13 protein-coding genes and 1 rRNA gene are annotated in these 14,818 nt (G+C 39.3%); 3 read left to right on the top strand and 11 right to left on the bottom strand.

What is annotated here, in order from left to right:
* Nucleotides 1-208: 208 nt before the first annotated feature.
* Together QUF91_RS01075 and QUF91_RS01070 are read left to right on the top strand one after the other, a co-directional pair.
* Nucleotides 209-1,675 (top strand): IS1182 family transposase, encoded by a 1,467-nt coding sequence (locus QUF91_RS01075; protein ID WP_285398117.1) that lies wholly within the window; start codon nt 209-211, stop codon nt 1,673-1,675.
* Nucleotides 1,676-2,139: 464 nt separating this feature from the next.
* On the top strand, nt 2,140-4,056 hold the full coding sequence (locus tag QUF91_RS01070; protein WP_289416518.1) for a tetratricopeptide repeat protein: 1,917 nt from the start codon (nt 2,140-2,142) through the stop codon (nt 4,054-4,056).
* On the opposite strand, the gene QUF91_RS01065 is transcribed toward QUF91_RS01070, so the two are convergent.
* The 10 genes from QUF91_RS01065 to aceA all read right to left on the bottom strand — a co-directional run bounded on the left by QUF91_RS01065 (nt 4,005) and on the right by aceA (nt 13,616).
* On the bottom strand, nt 4,005-4,151 hold the full coding sequence (locus QUF91_RS01065; RefSeq protein ID WP_285400107.1) for a hypothetical protein: 147 nt from the start codon (nt 4,149-4,151) through the stop codon (nt 4,005-4,007). The genes QUF91_RS01070 and QUF91_RS01065 overlap by 52 nt on opposite strands.
* A 170-nt stretch (nt 4,152-4,321) precedes the next feature.
* Nucleotides 4,322-4,726, bottom strand: a complete 405-nt coding sequence (locus QUF91_RS01060) for a hypothetical protein (protein ID WP_285400105.1) — start codon at nt 4,724-4,726, stop codon at nt 4,322-4,324.
* Nucleotides 4,727-4,802: 76 nt separating this feature from the next.
* Nucleotides 4,803-6,173 carry a sensor histidine kinase gene (locus QUF91_RS01055; protein WP_289420010.1) on the bottom strand — a complete coding sequence of 457 codons (1,371 nt, stop codon included), beginning with the start codon at nt 6,171-6,173 and terminating at the stop codon, nt 4,803-4,805.
* Nucleotides 6,173-6,844: a response regulator transcription factor gene (locus tag QUF91_RS01050; protein WP_285400104.1), complete on the bottom strand. Its 672-nt coding sequence runs from the start codon at nt 6,842-6,844 to the stop codon at nt 6,173-6,175. The genes QUF91_RS01055 and QUF91_RS01050 overlap by 1 nt, the downstream gene beginning before the upstream one ends.
* Nucleotides 6,845-6,981: 137 nt before the next feature.
* Nucleotides 6,982-8,079: a DUF1648 domain-containing protein gene (locus QUF91_RS01045; RefSeq protein WP_289416515.1), complete on the bottom strand. Its 1,098-nt coding sequence runs from the start codon at nt 8,077-8,079 to the stop codon at nt 6,982-6,984.
* 3 nt (nt 8,080-8,082) lie between these two features.
* Nucleotides 8,083-8,478: a GntR family transcriptional regulator gene (locus QUF91_RS01040; protein ID WP_285400100.1), complete on the bottom strand. Its 396-nt coding sequence runs from the start codon at nt 8,476-8,478 to the stop codon at nt 8,083-8,085.
* A gap of 86 nt (nt 8,479-8,564) precedes the next feature.
* Nucleotides 8,565-8,906 carry a hypothetical protein gene (locus QUF91_RS01035; RefSeq protein ID WP_289416514.1) on the bottom strand — a complete coding sequence of 114 codons (342 nt, stop codon included), beginning with the start codon at nt 8,904-8,906 and terminating at the stop codon, nt 8,565-8,567.
* 217 nt (nt 8,907-9,123) lie between these two features.
* Nucleotides 9,124-10,293, bottom strand: a complete 1,170-nt coding sequence (locus QUF91_RS01030) for a pyridoxal-phosphate-dependent aminotransferase family protein (RefSeq protein WP_285400097.1) — start codon at nt 10,291-10,293, stop codon at nt 9,124-9,126.
* A gap of 330 nt (nt 10,294-10,623) precedes the next feature.
* Nucleotides 10,624-12,222 (bottom strand): malate synthase A, encoded by a 1,599-nt coding sequence (aceB, locus tag QUF91_RS01025; protein ID WP_285400095.1) that lies wholly within the window; start codon nt 12,220-12,222, stop codon nt 10,624-10,626.
* Between the two features lie 110 nt (nt 12,223-12,332).
* The gene (aceA, locus tag QUF91_RS01020; protein ID WP_285400093.1) at nt 12,333-13,616 is read right to left on the bottom strand and encodes an isocitrate lyase; all 1,284 of its coding nucleotides are present in this window, start codon (nt 13,614-13,616) and stop codon (nt 12,333-12,335) included.
* A 214-nt stretch (nt 13,617-13,830) separates the two neighbouring features.
* Between aceA and QUF91_RS01015 the strand changes: the two genes are divergently transcribed.
* On the top strand, nt 13,831-14,502 hold the full coding sequence (locus QUF91_RS01015; RefSeq protein ID WP_285400092.1) for a LytTR family DNA-binding domain-containing protein: 672 nt from the start codon (nt 13,831-13,833) through the stop codon (nt 14,500-14,502).
* Between the two features lie 189 nt (nt 14,503-14,691).
* Here QUF91_RS01015 and rrf read toward each other — a convergent pair.
* Nucleotides 14,692-14,807: ribosomal RNA gene (gene rrf, locus QUF91_RS01010) — 5S ribosomal RNA — on the bottom strand.
* Between the last annotated feature and the right edge of the window lie 11 nt (nt 14,808-14,818).

The raw sequence follows: 14,818 nt of genomic DNA, 5'->3' as shown, positions 1-14,818 counted from the left end.
TTTTATGATTTATCACCAAAAGTTGTGGATGACATTTGTTAAAACGTATGCCATATAGGTTGAGTGGAGACTGGGCGACTCCTTGGGGATCAGCGTCGAGGGCACTGAAAAAGTGGTTAGATAAAGGAAGTAGCGAATTTTTTCTCTACTTCCTTTTCTTTTTCATCTATAATTATTAGTATACTGTTCATTTTAGGTGGTGCTTTTTATGCTTTCCAAACAAGAAACGCTTGCTCTTAGTCCTCATATGGCAATCTATGATTTAGTTGTGCCAAAAGATAATATGCTTCGTCAAATGAAGGAATTAATTGATTTTACTTTTGTTTTAGAGGAATTAGAGACTAAATATTGTCTAGATAATGGTCGTTACGCTATTTCACCTATTCGTATGTTCAAATATTTATTACTTAAGGCAATTTATGATATTTCTGATGTTGATGTAGTAGAACGTTCTAAATATGATATGTCCTTTAAATATTTTTTAGATATGGCACCAGAAGAAGGTGTTATTGAGGCAAGTTCTTTAACAAAATTCCGTCGATTACGTTTACAAGATGTCCAATTGTTAGATTTACTCATTCACAAAACCGTAGAACTAGCTATTGCACAGGGTGTTTTAAAAAGTAAAACATTGATTGTAGACGCAACACATACGAAGGCACGCTACCAACAGAAGTCCCCGAAAGAGTTTTTACAAGAGAAATCAAAACAGGTACGAAAAGCCGTGTATCAATTCGATGAAACAATGAAATCAAAATTTCCCACTAAACCGACTTCTCAAGATATCCAAAAAGAAGTGGACTATTGTCACCAAGTCATTCAAATAATAGAAGAAAATAAGGCTATTGCTCAAATACCAAGTGTACAAGAAAAAGTAAATGTCCTCAAAGAAGTTATTGAAGATTATGAGCTTAAAATAAATTACTCAGCTGATCCTGATGCACGTGTCGGTTATAAATCTAAAGAGAATCCTTTCTTTGGTTATAAAACACATTTGGCAATGAGTGATGAAAGACTTATAACAGCAGTAGTTGTAACAACAGGTGAAAAAAGTGACGGGAATTATTTACAAGAGCTAGTAGAGAAGAGTGAGCAAGCAGGCATAGAAGTGAACACCATTCTTGGAGATACAGCGTATTCTGGTAAAGAGAATTTATTATACACAAAAAAGAAAGAGATTCAACTCATTTCAAGGCTACATCCTGTTATTACGAACGGTCAACGGAAGCAAGAAAGTAAGTTTGAGTTTAATAAAGATGCCGATTTATATGTGTGCCCTGCTGGACATTTAGCAAAGAGTAAAAGTATTAAAAAGCGTAAGAATTCCACGCAAAATACACAATTAAAATATTTCTTTGATATAGAAAAATGTAAAGTTTGTCCTTTAAAAGAAGGGTGTTATAAAGAAGGAGCGAAAACAAAAAGTTATTCAGTTTCTCTTCTGTCAAATGAACACATAGAACAAGAAGTGTTTCAGGAAACGGAATCCTTTAAACAATTGGCAAAAGAACGCTATAAAATCGAAGCAAAGAATAGTGAAATAAAAAACAGACACGGGTATAATCAAGCAAACGCCACGGGTCTATTTGGTATGCAAATACAAGCAGCCGCAACGCTATTTGTCGTGAATATGAAGAGAATTTTAAAACTAATGAACGAAAAAAGCAAAGAATAATGAAAGAAATCGGACGACCCCTTCCTAAAAAAGGATGAAATGGCGCCCGATATTTTTTTTGAGTTAAAAAATTTTAATTTTGATGAGTTTTTCAGTGCCCTCGATCAGCGTCACAGATGAGACCCTGGAGCGAGCAACGCGAGTGAAGCGGCTCATCGGACGCCCCCAGGAAGCTCTGCTCTGCGCGAAAGCGTAGCGTCAGCGGCAAATGTTTTCTGTAGCGAAAGCGAAGCGGCAGCAACAAATGTTTTAGCTGTGCGAAAGCGAAGCGGCAGCAACAAATGTTTTAGCTGTGCGAAAGCGAAGCGGCAGCAACAAATGTTTTAGCTGTGCGAAAGCGAAGCGGCAGCAACAAATGTTTTAGCTGTGCGAAAGCGAAGCGGCAGCAACAAAGCGCCCAGTCGGAACGGAAATCAACCCCTCGTTATGGTGATGACCCATTTTTATGAAAGCGGTGAGTACTATTGTCATTTCAATATGAAATTCTCCAAGATCATTGTAAAAAATTAAAAGCTTTGTCCCTTATTAAATTATCTAAAAATTTGCAGGATGCTAGCTCGCTTGCTGTTTCAAAGCCAGCTATATCCCTACAAAAATCACTCCTTGTACTGGAGGAAATTTTATATGAGCTTTATAAGCTGGAAATGCAATCAGAACCGAAGCTAAAAAATATTCGATCATTACTCAATAATCGTAGCTTTGTTGCAAAAATACATCCACGTCGCATTTATTTATTAATGAATCTTGTAAACAAAATGACTTCTAATAATAGTAGTGAAATCGTGGAGGCAAAGGCGGCAAAAATTGTTCTTGATTATATAAGTGATATTGTAGAATGGTTTATTGAACGCTATGACCGTAGCTTAAAGGCAAAATTGATTCGCATTGGCCCCTTTGAAGATATTACTTCAGCTTTTGATGTAAATATGCTACTTCAAGATGACCAATCAACCGAGGCTTATAAAAATGCTGCAAGCTGGTTTGAGTTTGCTGCAAAACAAGGAAATGTAAGTGCTCAATATAATTTAGGCGCTCTCTATAATCAAGGCCGTGGTGTAAAGAAAGATTATGCAATGGCAAAAATGTGGTATAAACGAGCCGCTGCGCAAAATGATGCAAACGCACTTTATAGCTTAGGTGTGCTCTATCATTTAGGCCATGGTGTTGTACAAAATTATGAAGAAGCCGCTCAATATTACAAAGCTGCTGCAAATTTAGAGAACGCAGATGCTCAGTACAATCTGGGTGTTCTATACAATCAAGGACTTGGTATGCCACTGAACTTTGCCGAAGCAGCAAAATGGTACATGTTAGCGGCCAATCAGGGGAATACAAGTGCTCAAAATAATCTGGGCTTCCTTTATCATAATGGGACTGGTGTTGAACAAAGCTATGAGGAAGCTATAGCTTACTTTGAAATGGCTGCATTAGCTGGCGATGCAAGTGCTCAGTATAATCTTGGCTATATGTATCTTAAAGGCCGTGGGATCTCGCAAAATTTTGAAGAAGCTGCGAGATGGCTTCATTTTGCTGCTCTTCAAGACCATACAAATGCTGAATTTCAATTAGCTGTGCTATATAACACTGGTCAAGGTATACCTCAAGATCGTGTAGAGGCTATAAAATGGTTTAAGCTCGCTGCACATAAAGGACACTTAAATGCTCAATACTGTCTCGGTGTGCTTTATGTCAAAGAAAATGATGTAGCTTCAGCTGAAAAATGGTTACAGCTTGCCGCTAACAATGGACATATAAGTTCAGGCTTTGAGCTTGGACGTATTTATGTATACCAACTTCAGCAACCAGACAAAGCTTTCCCATACTTCAAAGCTGCTGCTGAAAAGGGCTATGCTGATGCTCAGTACGAGCTCGGATTATTATATGAAGCTGAATTGAATTATGTTGAAGCAATAAAATGGTGGAGAGCCGCTACTGATCAGTCTCATATTCAGGCTGAATATCAATTAGGGTTATTATATGAGCACGGGTTGGGGATCGAACTGGACTTAGAAGAGGCACGGCGCTGCTACCGACTAGCAGCTATTCAAGGACATTCAGGTGCTCAATATCAGCTCGGTAATTTATTTGATAAAGGAAAAGGTGTCGAACAGGATTATACTGAGGCAGCAAAATGGATTGAACAAGCTGCCGCTAAGGGCCATGCAAAAGCACAATACCAATTAGCTCAAATGCATAGTCATGGACAAGGGGTACCGAAGGATTTTGCGAAAGCAGCCCAACTATATCGACTGGCCGCCAAACAAGGTCATCAAAAGGCACAATTCCAGCTTGGTATGCTTTACAAAAAAGGACACGGTGTTGCACAGGATTATACTGAGGCAACAAAATGGCTTAAAAAGTCACTTGAAAATATAAAATAAAGGACATTACCATAGCGTGGGGTTGATTTCCGTTCCGACTGGGCGCTTTCCTGGGGGCGCCCGATGAGCCGCTTCGCTGCGCTGCAGGGTCTCATCTGTGACGCTGATCCCCAAGGAGTCGCCCAGTCTCCACTCCAATCAACTTATATATGGTATATATTTCAATAAATATCATACCGAACCTTTGGCGAAAAACCAAATAAAACTGTTCTTCATAAACAATACCGTGCCACCTCTTAATAAAGACAGTGACACGGTATTTTTTCTAGTTCTTCATTTCTTCTTTTTGATTTACCATAAATGTTACAAAGATAAATAAAGCAAAGCTAATTAATAATGTTGTCCCACCTACGATAAAGAAGACCAATGTAAATGTTGGGTTAAAATTAAATGGATTTATATTGTAGAACCACATGCCGATTGTTAAGCCAAAAACACCGATAATTGCTGTCCAACCATGTGCAGCTACTAATTTTTGTGATTTCACTTTGAAGGCACGATAGAAAATGCCCCATGCAAACATACTTAACCAGCCAACTAATAAAACGTGGGCGTGTATCGGTCTATATTCATAACTACCAGAACCAGACATATGTGAGCCTAGATACGTACCAAATAAGGCAAAAATTGCAGCAAGACGAATAAGGCGTAAACTCCATTTTTGTTCCATACGTTAACTCCTCCTAAGTTTTTTCAACTTATTCAGTAGTGTATCCCATGAACATGAACTTTATATGAACTCCTCATTACAATTTGGGTAAGTCGATTCGAACCTTTGTACCCGAATTAATTGTACTTTCCATTTGAACCGTTCCTCCGTGTAGCTCAGCAATTTGCTTTACGATGGCTAGTCCAAGCCCAGTACCTTGCTTTGTTCTAGAAGCATCCGCGCGATAAAAGCGATCATATACCTTTTGTAATTGATCAGCAGTCATCCCTATACCACTATCCTCAACGATTACTTCAACTGAGGTTGGGGATTCTTGCAAGTGAACATGAATTTCCCCGCCTACGACATTATATTTAATGGCATTCGTCAATAAATTGTCCCAAACATTTTGTAATAGCCCAGCATCCCCATCATATGTTACTGGTTCAAGCTGATACGATAATTGTACATTTGCCTCCTCAAGCTGCCAGCGATATTTTCTTACCGTTTCCTTCAATTGCTCATCTACTCGATAAGGCTCACACTTTAACAACCTTGTAGATTGGTCGAGTGATGTTAGTAAAAGTAATTGCTTCGTTAATGTCGACAGACGCTTCGTTTCTAGCTCAATAATCGTCGTATATTCCTGCCTTTCTTTGTCGGTCAGCAAGGGATTCCTTAACAAATCAACATAGCCTTGGATATTCAACAATGGCGACTGAAAATCATGGGATACATTGCTAATAAACTCTTTACGTATTCGATCATTTTCCTGTAATTTTTCTGTCATGACATTAAAGCTAACTGCTAATTGTCCAATCTCATCCGCTCGATCTATATCCAGTAACGTATCGAACTTTTCATGTGCAAGCTGATGTGTTGCCTCTGTTAACTGTGTAATAGGGCGAATTAGTGCTTTTGCAAATAGTAGCATTGACAATAAACTAAGTACTGCCATCACAAGAATAAGCCCACCGAGTATCGTATGCACCTCAGAGAATAACAAGCGAATATCCGGTCTTATAAACAGTGCATAATGCTTATTTTCATATGTAAATGGCACACCTATCGTATTAATTAGTTCATTCGCAAAAAAGCCTGTCATAAAAGTCTCTTTTGGAAAATCGCGCATACCATGATAAATTTCCCCGTCTAAAACATGCTTAACAGTATTGGATGACAGTGTTTTATCACGATATTTACCACCATAAAATTGCCCTTCATCACCAGTCGTTACATAAGTTTGATAACCAATTTCGCCAAGAGTTTTGAAATAATTATCTAAATCTTTAGGTTTTGCTGTCTCGATGTATTTCGCAATATCCTGCGCAATATTCACATTTTTAGCATCATTTTTTTCCTTTATAACTTGGTGATAATAAGTATTTGTTGCTAAAAAACCGATGCACAAGCTTCCTATCATAACGAGCAAAGTCGTGACAACAAACTTACTATATAACGTTTTCATCATGCAATAACCTCAAGCTTATAGCCTACACCACGTACCGTTGTAATCTCAACATCTGTTTCATAACGATGCAGACGCTCACGGATCCGCTTCACATGTGTATTTAAAGTTTGCTCATCTCCATCATAATCATAGCCCCACACCTGTTCCATAATATAACTACGTGTAAACACCTGATTCGGGCGAGATGCTAGTAATGCCAATAGCTCAAATTCCTTTAAAGGCAGAACGAGTGTATCGTCCCCAATGATAACTTCAAAGCTTCGACGATCAATAACTAGCCTACCCACCTGGATTGTTACCTGATTTTTCTTATCAAGTCTACGTAATATGGCAGCTATGCGAAACAGTAATTCTTTAGGCTCGAATGGTTTCACAACATAGTCGTCTGAGCCTGCCAAAAACCCTCGTTCCTTGTCCTCAATCTCGCCCTTTGCCGTTAATAACAAAACAGGAATATCGTAATCCTGGCTCAATGTTTCGGTTAATGTAAATCCATCCATTCCTGGCATCATGACATCCACAATAGCCAAATCAGGCAAGTTTCCATCCAGTAATTTAAGAGCCTGATGTCCGTTTTCCGCCTGCAACACCTGATAGCCCTCTCTTGTCAGGTAAATATTCACTAGCTGCAAAATATGTACATCATCATCTACAACGAGAATTTTCATTCAAGCCTTACCTCCATCCTGTACACTATTTTAAGTTCACTCCCCACCGCGGACAATCTGCAAGCATCCATTGAGTCTTACGTTGTACATTGTCCCGATAGGAATGAGGAGATCTTTAATAACTACTTTCATCCATATTATAACGAAAAGAAAGAAATCAACAGCAATATAAGTAATGGCAGACCAATTACGATATAGCCTCGTGGATTTGCAAAATTCATCGTCCAACCGACCCCAAAGCGTTTTTCGACAAAAACGGAAGGATCTTGACGATTCATATAAATTAATCCACCCTTCCAATAGCAATCCTCATCAACATCCATTACCTCTGAAACGATATTATCCCCATACTCCACCCTCAGCTTGCGTTTTTTCCATGCGTAAACAAATACTGAGCCAAGAACGAGTAATAAAAATAATATAAATACCGGCAACAGCCTATTTCCTGTAGTCATCGAAGGATAGATATTGCTTAACTGTAATACTGTAAATAATATAGTTATGGCATAGCTTAATAACATAATGTTCCAACTAATATATTTTCGACTTTTTAACTGATCTTCCAATGATTCATCTTTACGATTAACAGCCAATTTGATAGCCGATCGCTTAATGGAATCTACAATCCCCCACATCATACATTGCATCATTAGCATAACAAGCGGCAGTGAAAGCGCAGTAAAATACGTTTTACTTCTCCAAGAATCCGCTTCACCGTTAGGCCCCCAGTGTACAGCAATATTGTTCGGTATTTGATCATAATGAAGGAATGTAAAGATAATTAAAAACACCGTAACACCAAAAGGAACTACATAAAATGGCCACGGAAGCATTTCATCAAGACTTCGTGCTGTTAAGTCAATTGCACGAACTTGTTTAATATTCGAGCCCCATTGCTCTTGCTTTTTAAGTTTTAAAACTTTTTGATGGTACACCCAATATAGTGTCATACTGACTGCAAGCATGGCAAATAAGCATCCAAGCAGCAAATTACCTTGCATGAACTCAGACGGTGCAAGGTAATAATAGCTGACAATCATAACAATTAACAACATTACACCAGAAATTCCTACAATTTGAGCATAACGCTTGTTCATTTCCCTCAATATGGGATGTTTTACGTTTTGTTCAGGTACAGTCACACCAAAGACAATCGTTTCCCGTACTATAAACGGAACAAACGCTTGTAAAGCTAATGTTATGATGTAGATTGTTGAAAAAACAGCAAGTAGCATGTACTACACCCCTTCTGTTGCTATTTGCAAATCAGCAAATACTTTTTTCATCATGTGCTCGATTTGCTCTGCTGTTGCGCCGAGCACCATTCCTTCTGCCACAACAGGCTTTAAATTTTTTTCAATTTGCTGTAATTGCTCAGAAGTTAAGGCGCGCTCCTCTGCCGAACGAATAATAGCACCTGATTTGGCTCTAATTGTAATAATCCCCTTCTCCTCTAGCTCATGATAGCTCTTATTAACAGTATGCATATTTACACCTAAATCAGCCGCTAAATTACGTACAGATGGCAAAGCATCACCCGGCTTCATATCCCCTCTTGCAATTCCTTCAATAATTTGCCGCGTCACCTGTTCATAAATGGGAACGTCAGATTGTGGCTCTATTTGAATAAACATTCATATCATCTCCATAATTGTTATATAAACAATATAACAAATTATCGTTTTTTGTGCATAAAAAAAGGATATTGCAATTTCATGGCTCATCCCCCTAACGTGTGGTTGATTTCCATTCCGACTGGGCGCTTTGTAGCTGTCGCTTCGCTTTCGCACAGATAAAACATTTGTTGCTGTCGTTTCGCTTTCGCACAGATAAAACATTTGCCGCTGCCGCTTCGCTTTCGCGCAGATAAAACATTTGCCGCTGCCGCTTCGCTTTCGCACAGATAAAACATTTGTTGCTGTCGTTTCGCTTTCGCACAGATAAAACATTTGTTGCTGTCGTTTCGCTTTCGCACAGATAAAACATTTGTTGCTGTCGTTTCGCTTTCGCACAGATAACATCCGCTACGCTGCAGGGTCTCATCTGTGACGCTGATCCCCAAAGAGTCGCCCAGTTGGAACGAAGATCAATTTATATACAAGGCATACATCTTAACAAATTTCATCCACAACTTTTGGTGATGAGCCAATTTTATGTTTAATATGAACATCCTTTAAATAATCCTTGGCAATATAGGCTATGATGGCTTTGTTCCCACCGAAGTTAATTAATCAAAAAAAAGAGATGTCTCATGATTCATGACATCTCTTTTCAAATAGTTATTTCGCAACAATAGCTAATTTTTCTTGTAAACATGTAACAGCTTGTTCTATATCCACTGTGCAGCCTACTTCATTTAATGTTTCCCCTATTAATCTTACTGCCTCTTCAAGCATTACGGGGGTTGTATTGCCCATATGCCCAATACGGAAGGCTTTTCCTGCTAAATGCGCTAGTGCACCAGCTACTATCACGCCTTTTTCTGCAAGTTTTGCACGGAATTTCGCATCCTCTACCCCTTCAGGATAAAGTAAACAGCTAAGTGTCGGTGCAGCAACCGCTTCCTCGGCCAGTGCCACCATACCATACGTGGATAATGCAGCTCTTATTGCACAACCATATGCGACATGACGTGCCTCACGTTTTGTCATCCCCTCTTCTAGTACAATGTTCATCGCCACATCATATGCATAAATTAAATTTACCGGAGGCGTTGCAAAGTATTTCCCTGGGTCATTCATTACCGGAATCCAATTTTTAATGTCGCTATAATAGGCCGGAATTGACCCTAATGCCTCACGTGCCTTTAAAGCAGTTTGATTGAAGGCGATAATCGCTAAACCTGGTGGTACACCAATTGCCTTTTGCGACCCTGTTAACACAATATCTAATTTGTAGTCAGGACGACCATATTCCTTGCTCATATTTTCATCAAGAGCAGCTGTCGCTACAACTCCATCCAAAATAACTAGTGCACCAGCCTTCTTAATAACGGATACCAATGCATCCAAATCGGATACTACACCTGTAGAAGTGTCCGCATGTGTAATTGTAACAGCTTTAAAATTACCCTCTGCTAATTTTTCTTCAACTGTAGAAATCTCAACTTGCTTACCCCATTCAGCCTGTAGTACTTCTACATGAATACCATAAGCTTTGGCTAATGGTGTAAATCGGTCACCGAAATAACCGTGACTAATTACGAGTAGCTTTTCTCCTTTGCCAACTGTATTAACAATCGCCATTTCCATAGCAAGTGTTCCAGATCCAGCTATGACAAAAACCTCGCCATCTGTTTGTAATAATTTTTTTGTTTGTTCTATGGCATTTTTATAGATCGAAACAAAACGTGGGTCTGTGTGTCCCCTCGTTTCACTTGCTAATGCATCATAAATTTCATCGACTACTGGAGTTGGTCCAGGAACTAATAATAATTCTTTATTACGCATTTTACGCTCCTCCTTAGAATGAAGATAAAAAGATGCCTTACAAGCTCCCCATCTAAGCCCGCAAGACATCTTTCACCCCTTTTAAATCTCTTTATTTAAGTAGACCCCTTATAAATTTGTAACCGTGCTCATTTTTCAGTACGGAACGGGGGAACAGACCCCGCTCGTCACATTAGTAGAAAATTAGAGTGGACTGCATTCGAGTTCAGTCCACAACAATCTAGGAAAGTTGGATATGTTCGTTTAGTAGATTCGTATTTCAAATCAATTATGCCTCGGCATAATTGCGTCCGGAGGCTTTAACTTCTTTCAGCGATTGCTGAAAGCAAATTAAGCTAATTTTTCGTAACCTGGAAGCGTCAAGAATTCGGCAAACTCATCTTGCTCAATTAAAGATTTAAACAGCTCAGCAGCTTCATCATAGCGACCGCTGTTATAGGCTTGTTCCCCAACAGCCTCTTTAATTTTCACAAGTTCTTCCTCCAAGATTTCTAGTACGAATGCCAATGTAATGCCACGACCATCCTCCAAGATACCTTTTGGATGACGAATCCATTGCCATACTTGTGTACGGGAGATTTCTGCAGTTGCAGCATCCTCCATTAAGTTGTTAATCGGTGCAGCTCCGTTTCCTCGTAGCCAAGAAGCGATGTACTGAACCCCTACACTACAGTTAACACGAAGACCTTCAAGTGTAATTGTACCTTCTGGAACAGCTACTAAATCTTCCGCTGCAACAGTTACATCCTCACGTTTTTTATGGATTTGGTTTGGCGTCGTCATAATCGCATCAAACTGTTCCATCGCCGTTGCAACCATACCTGGATGTGCTACCCAAGTTCCATCATGGCCATCTGTTGCCTCACGGCGTTTATCTTCTGCAACCTTTGCAAATGCCACAGCATTCGCGTCATCATCACCCTTAACAGGGATTTGTGCTGCCATCCCACCCATCGCAGGAGCATTACGTTTATGACATGTTTGAATACATAAAGACGTATATGCCTTCATGAATGGTACAGTCATTGTCACTTGTCCGCGGTCTGGTAAAATTACATCGGGTTGATTGCGCAGACGTTTAATATAGCTGAAAATGTAATCCCAACGTCCACAATTCAGACCCGCTGAATGTTCACGTAGTTCATATAAAATTTCATCCATTTCAAATGCTGCTAAAATTGTTTCGATTAATACAGTAGCCTTAATTGTCCCTTGTGGAATTCCAATATAATCCTGTGCATAAACAAAGATATCATTCCATAAGCGAGCCTCTAAATGGCTTTCAAGCTTCGGTAGGTAGAAATAAGGCCCAGTACCTTGTGCCAATGCATTTTTAGCATTGTGGAATAAATACAGACCGAAATCAAAGAAACTACCTGAAATCGGTTCCCCATCCACTAGTACATGCTTTTCAAGTAAATGAAGACCACGTGGACGAACTAATAATACAGCTGTTTCTTCGTTTAACTTATATGTTTTACCATTGGATGCTTGTGTGAATTCAATTGTCTTATTAATAGCATCACGCATATTAATCTGGCCGCCAATCATGTTTTCCCATGTCGGAGCAGATGCATCCTCAAAGCAAGCCATAAACATTTTTGCACCAGAGTTTAGAGCATTAATAACCATTTTACGGTCAACAGGTCCTGTAATTTCTACACGACGGTCTTGCAAATCTGCTGGAAGTGGCGCAATTGTCCAATCTCCCTCACGAACATGCTTTGTTTCTTGTAAGAAGTCGAGTTTCTCACCTGCATCAAGACGCTTTTGACGTTCTTGACGAGCCTCTAACAGCTCTTTTCTACGAGCATCAAATTTTTCATGCAGGGCAAGAACAAACTCAAGGGCTTCTGGTGTTAAAATTTCTTTTGTTTGCTCGTTTTGTTCCCCAACAATTTTAAGCTTACCTGTTGTTGCTTGTTCCATCAGTTGTTTCCCCCACCTTTGCGATTTTAAATAGTCATCCCCCGCTTTAGGAGGAGCGGAGGAGACAGATCTATGATTATGAATTTAGGAATACACGTATTTTATGAAACTTATACGAATTGTTCTGTTTCAGTAGAGCCAGCCATCGCTGTTGTAGAAGAAGTACCACCAGAGATAACTTGAGATACGTCATCAAAGTAACCAGTACCTACTTCACGTTGGTGACGTGTAGCTGTGTAGCCTTTTGATTCTGATGCAAACTCAGCTTGTTGTAGCTTAGAGTATGCAGCCATACCATTATCTTTATAATCATGCGCAAGCTCGAACATAGAGTGGTTTAATGCATGGAAACCAGCTAATGTAACAAACTGGAATTTATATCCTAACTTACCTAACTCGCGTTGGTATTCTGCGATTTCTTCTTCTGATAGATTCGCTTTCCAGTTGAATGAAGGTGAACAGTTGTAAGCTAACAATTTACCTGGGAATTCAGCATGAATAGCTGCCGCAAATTCACGAGCTTCCTCAAGTGATGGCTTAGAAGTTTCACACCAAATCAAATCTGCATATGGCGCGTATGCTAAACCACGAGCAATCGCTTGTTTGATGCCTGGTTTTGTACGGAAGAAGCCTTCTGGAGTACGTTCGCCAGTAATAAACTCAGCATCACGCGGATCGATATCAGATGTTACCATATCAGCAGCGTCAGCATCTGTACGAGCGATTAAAATCGTCTCAACGCCCATTACATCTGTTGCAAGACGAGCAGCAATTAAGTTACGAACAGCATTTTGTGTTGGAAGTAAAACTTTACCACCTAAGTGACCGCATTTTTTCTCAGAAGCTAATTGGTCTTCTAAGTGAACACCAGCAGCTCCAGCTTCAATCATGCCTTTTACAAGTTCAAATACATTCAGAGGACCACCGAAGCCTGCCTCAGCATCTGCTACGATTGGAGCGAACCAATCAAATTGATCTACACGTCCTTCAGCATGATCGATTTGATCTGCACGTTGTAAAGCTTGGTTAATACGCTTAACTACTGCCGGTACAGAGTTTGCTGGATATAAAGATTGGTCAGGATACATTTGACCAGAAAGGTTAGCATCAGCAGCTACTTGCCAGCCTGATAAATAGATTGCTTTTAATCCGGCTTTCACTTGTTGTACAGCTTGATTACCAGTTAATGCACCTAATGCATTAATGAACGGTTCTTCATGTAAAGAGTTCCAAAGTCGAGCCGCACCTTTAGTTGCTAAAGTTTGTTCAAGTACAACAGAACCTTGTAACTTAACAACCTCTTCAGCTGAATAACCGCGTTCAATGCCTGCCCAACGTGGGTTTTCTGCCCATTGTTTTTCTAATGCTTGGATTTTTTCTTGACGTGTTGACATATTAAAATTCCACCTTCCCCTTTGTATACAATATACTCTGTTAAAAAACTTTTAATCTACTGTTCCATAACAGGTTTATTTGTTGTAAATTAATATATAACAGAACATCTGAATTTTCATTATTTTTAGATAAAATACCAAATTTTAATGATGAAACCGCTTTTTTCGGCGACGAAATTTGGTAAACTGTTTACAAACAAGGGGGATATTCACAATGAACAATGAGTTTAATTCTTTGCCAAAAGATATTTCACAACAGTTTATTTCAATGTTAAAAGACTGGGTTCCAGTCCATTCATCTATTGCAATTGCTGCCGAAAACTCCTATATCTATTTTCATTCTGGACATCAAAACATCAATTTGGAGGTAGGTCAACAAGTACAATCCGGTAGCATTGCAGAGCAAGTTCTACGCACAAGGAAACGAACAGACGCCATTTTAGATAATTCCTTATTTGAAACACCCTATTACGGGATAGGCTACCCTATAAACATTTTAAATGTGCCTGCAGCACTTGTTGTAGTATTACCTTCAAGCTTTACCGAAAAGAAAGTAGAGCCCTTTCAATTTTTAACTGGAAAGCAAGAAGAGGAATGGAATCCTGTTGCAATTGAAAAAATCTCTCATATTGAAAGCCTGCAGAAAAAAACGTGGTTTTATGTGGAGGGGGAACAATTTAAAACAAGTATTACACTGAAAGAACTTCAAATGCGTCTACCGTCATCTTTTATTCGCATTCACAGATCTTATATTGTTAATATTCATTTCATAAAAAAAATGGCTCGTGATCTTACTTCCAACTTTATTGTCACGCTAAAGGATGGAAGTGAACTACCCGTTAGCCAATCTTATTTAAATAATCTTCGAAACGCTCTTGAATTTTAGATTTTTCCTTGGCGAAATGTTGTTGCTGTCGCTTCGCTTTCGCACAGAAAACACTTTTGTTGCTGTCGCTTCGCTTTCGCACAGAAAATACATTCGTTGACTGAAAATAAAAGGCTGTCCTATACATTTGTTGTATAAGACAGCCTAAAAATTAAAAAAGCCTGAGAAACAATTCTCAGACTTTAGATTGCCTAGCGACGTCCTACTCTCACAGGGGGAAGCCCCCAACTACCATCGGCGCTAAAGAGCTTAACTTCCGTGTTCGGTATGGGAACGGGTGTGACCTCTTTGCCATCATCACTAGACTATTTTCGGC

It is taken from the genome of Lysinibacillus sp. G4S2 (assembly GCF_030348505.1).
In the GTDB taxonomy this organism is placed as follows: Bacteria; Bacillota; Bacilli; order Bacillales_A; family Planococcaceae; genus Lysinibacillus.
Note: the sequence above shows the minus strand (reverse complement) of the source record. Positions and strands in the feature narration are given on the sequence as shown.

Coding starts and splice junctions, on each gene's coding strand:
- QUF91_RS01075 (WP_285398117.1), top strand. CDS start 209: ATGCTTTCCAAACAAGAAACGCTTGCTCTTAGTCCTCATATGGCAATC.
- QUF91_RS01065 (WP_285400107.1), bottom strand. CDS start 4,151: ATGAGACCCTGCAGCGCAGCGAAGCGGCTCATCGGGCGCCCCCAGGAA.
- QUF91_RS01060 (WP_285400105.1), bottom strand. CDS start 4,726: ATGGAACAAAAATGGAGTTTACGCCTTATTCGTCTTGCTGCAATTTTT.
- QUF91_RS01055 (WP_289420010.1), bottom strand. CDS start 6,173: ATGAAAACGTTATATAGTAAGTTTGTTGTCACGACTTTGCTCGTTATG.
- QUF91_RS01050 (WP_285400104.1), bottom strand. CDS start 6,844: ATGAAAATTCTCGTTGTAGATGATGATGTACATATTTTGCAGCTAGTG.
- QUF91_RS01045 (WP_289416515.1), bottom strand. CDS start 8,079: ATGCTACTTGCTGTTTTTTCAACAATCTACATCATAACATTAGCTTTA.
- QUF91_RS01040 (WP_285400100.1), bottom strand. CDS start 8,478: ATGTTTATTCAAATAGAGCCACAATCTGACGTTCCCATTTATGAACAG.
- QUF91_RS01030 (WP_285400097.1), bottom strand. CDS start 10,293: ATGCGTAATAAAGAATTATTATTAGTTCCTGGACCAACTCCAGTAGTC.
- aceB (WP_285400095.1), bottom strand. CDS start 12,222: ATGGAACAAGCAACAACAGGTAAGCTTAAAATTGTTGGGGAACAAAAC.
- aceA (WP_285400093.1), bottom strand. CDS start 13,616: ATGTCAACACGTCAAGAAAAAATCCAAGCATTAGAAAAACAATGGGCA.
- QUF91_RS01015 (WP_285400092.1), top strand. CDS start 13,831: ATGAACAATGAGTTTAATTCTTTGCCAAAAGATATTTCACAACAGTTT.